The sequence below is a fragment of the Aeromonas sp. Prich7-2 genome, from assembly GCF_017939255.1.
GTDB classification, from domain to species: domain Bacteria; phylum Pseudomonadota; class Gammaproteobacteria; order Enterobacterales; family Aeromonadaceae; genus Aeromonas; species Aeromonas caviae.
Window position 1 is genome coordinate 1 of sequence record NZ_JAGKRI010000070.1, and the last position, 1,674, is coordinate 1,674.

The window sequence follows — 1,674 nt, forward strand, 5'->3', positions numbered from 1 at the left end:
CGGCGTTTTTCAAGATAGTTGTCGCGCAAAGCTGTTTTAAGCAGCCTCTTTTTGCTCCGGCTCGGGTTTCTCGGGCCGCTCCGGATTTAGCATCACGGCACCGATAGGTGTCCAGTCTCGCGTCTTGCCACTCCACCTCGCTGGGTGTTGTGCTCGGGCGGCCTGGTACACAGCATCCCGTTTCGCCAGCAGGGCTTTATCGTCACCCCGATGCCGCTCGTTGGGTGTGACGAAGCGGATACGGCTATGCCGGTGCTCTTCGTTATACCAGGCCATAAAGTCGCGCACCCACTCCCTGGCCGCTTCCAGACTGGCAAAGCCGTCTGATGGCCACTGCGGACAGTACTTCAGCGTCCTGAACAATGACTCCGAGTACGGATTATCGTTGCTGACCCGAGGCCGTCCCCGCGAGGGCGTGACACCCAGGTCATGCATCTTGGTCAGCAGCGTGACTGACTTCATTGGCGCGCCGTTGTCCGAGTGCAAGACCAGCGGCTGCTTCCAGCACTGCTCGCGGATGATGCTCCGTTGCAGCAACGCCGCCGCCCGTTCACCGCACTCTTGCTCATGCACTTCCCAGCCCACCCCTTTGCGGCTGTAGATGTCCTCTATCAGATAGAGGTAGTAATACTGGCCGCGCACGAGTGACGGCAAGTAGGTGATATCCCAGGACCACACTTGATTGGGCCCAGTCGCGGTATGGCTGGTTGGTACCGGCACATGACGCGGTGGCTGGCTACGGCCACGCCTGTGCTGCTGGTCAGCCGCCCGCAAGATGCGATAGAAGCTCGACTCACTGGCCAAGTAGCGCCCCTGGTCGGCCAGCCGTGGCACAATTTGACTCGGCGGCAACGAGGCGAACTCCTGGCTATTGCAGACGTCCAGCACGGCCTGCCGCTCCTCTGGGCTCAATGCATGAGCAGGTATGGAACGAACCGCATCCGGTCGCCTATCGGCACTCAGCTCAGGCCCGGCCAACCAGCGCTGGAGCGTGCGCAGACTCAGCCCCAACACCTCGGCCGCAGGATGCTTGCGGGCGCCAGCTTCAAGCGCTTCGCGCCACCATGCAACGTATTGCTGCCGCTCTGGCAACGAGGTCAGTTGTCCTCGTCGACGTTGCTCCAGTAGGCATCGAGCTTTTTTTGCAATATCAGCAGAGCTGCCGCCTCGGCCAGGGCCTTGTCTTTGCGCCGCAGCTCTTGCTCCAGTTGCCGGATACGCTTCTTGTCCGCTTTGGCCTGTGCCTTCTCCGCCTGTTGTAAGGTACGAGCGGATTGCTGGCCCAGAATACAGGCTTGGCGCCATTGCTGGACTTGCTCGGGATAGAGACCCTTACGGCGGCAGTACTCACTGAGTTCAATCTCGGAAAGCGCAGCGGTTTCCAGCACGACGGCGAACTTGGCCTCGGCGGGCCATTCATCGGTCAGTTTGTTGTCCCCGGGCACAGGAGACCCTCCGTCTTTGGCGTGTTTGCGCCAATTATACAGAGTGACCTCGCTGATGTTTTCCTGCCGAGCCAACTCGGCCACCGACATATTGATGGGCGGCAGCAGCTTCTTGAGCAAAGCAGCCTTGCGCTCACTTGAATAACGAGCCATTCGACACTCTTTATCCGCCCCCGGTCTTCACATTTAGATTATTCAGATTAGGCGACAACTATTCTGACACCGGGGG

The 1,674-nt window shown here is 59.7% G+C and carries 1 protein-coding gene; it reads right to left on the minus strand.

The genetic code is table 11. The annotated features are described in order from the left end of the window. Positions 1-36: 36 nt before the first annotated feature. Positions 37-1,598 (minus strand): IS3-like element ISAs20 family transposase gene (locus J9892_RS13315; RefSeq protein WP_088813959.1). Its coding sequence is split into 2 segments (ribosomal slippage): positions 37-1,136 and positions 1,136-1,598, totalling 1,563 coding nucleotides; the frame shifts between segments, so codons are not numbered across the junction. Between the last annotated feature and the right edge of the window lie 76 nt (positions 1,599-1,674).